Below are 983 nucleotides of genomic sequence, written 5' to 3' on the forward strand. Positions count from 1 at the left end.
AGGCGGATCCGAAGCCATCGAAGCCTATCTCGAAACACGCTTCGTAACCCGTAAAGGTTGAGCCAAAGGGCCGCCCCCACAAAACGGCCGCTGCCCAAGACCCCTTGGGCGGCGGCACCCGACTTAAAGTGTCGCCTTAGAGTGCTTGCCCTAAACTGCCCGCCTTAAACTGGATGTGAACGTTTTCCCCCGCAAAGCTTTGTTCTGGAGGCTCTGGCTCACCAATGCGTAAAAGACAGACCACAAGCGACACGACCGATACCAGCAGCACCGCCGCCACTTTGACGCGCGGGCTTGAGATCCTGCGTGCCTTTCGCGCCGGGGATAACACCTTGGGCAATCAAGATCTGATCGACCGCACCGGCCTGCCCAAAGCCACGATCTCGCGGCTGACAGCCACTTTGATCAAGCTTGGCTATCTGCATTACGATGAACAACTTGGCCGCTACAGCATCGGCCCGGCCACCGTCTCGCTGGGCTATAGTGCGCTCAGCTCCTCGGCCGTGGTCTATATGGCCACCCCCTTGATGCAAGAACTTGCCGACAACAGCGGCGTCGCCGCCGCCTTGGGCACCCGCGATGGCACTGAGATGGTCTATCTCGCCAACTGTCGCTCCCTGGCGCCCGTCTCCTTACGGCTGAACGTCGGCTCGCGGCTGCCGATTTGGCGCACCGCAATGGGCCTAGCCTATATGATCGAGATGCGCCCAGAACTCCGCGCGGCGCTGGTGGAAGACCTGATCGAGGCTCAGCCCGATCAAGCCAATAAGATCCGCGATCTGGTCAGCGGAGCCGAAGAATTCCACCGCAAACATGGCTTCGTCGGCACCTTTGGCGATTGGTACAGCTATATCAACGCCGTGGGCTTGGCGTTTCGGCCCACTGATGGCTCGCCCCTCGTGGCGATCACCTGCGGCGGCATTGTCGATGTTTTTTCCAAAGAGGCCTGCCTTGAGAAGGCGGGGCCCGAATTGGTCCGCATC

The 983-nt window shown here is 60.3% G+C and carries 1 protein-coding gene; it reads left to right on the forward strand.

Translation table 11 applies throughout. From position 1 onward, the window contains the following. Window positions 1–224: 224 nt before the first annotated feature. A partial coding sequence (locus tag Q9295_RS17955; RefSeq protein ID WP_306681960.1) for an IclR family transcriptional regulator occupies window positions 225–983 on the forward strand: 759 nt, incomplete at its 3' end.

Origin of the sequence: Pseudogemmobacter lacusdianii (assembly GCF_030848395.1) — a bacterium.
Lineage (GTDB): Bacteria > Pseudomonadota > Alphaproteobacteria > Rhodobacterales > Rhodobacteraceae > Pseudogemmobacter > Pseudogemmobacter lacusdianii.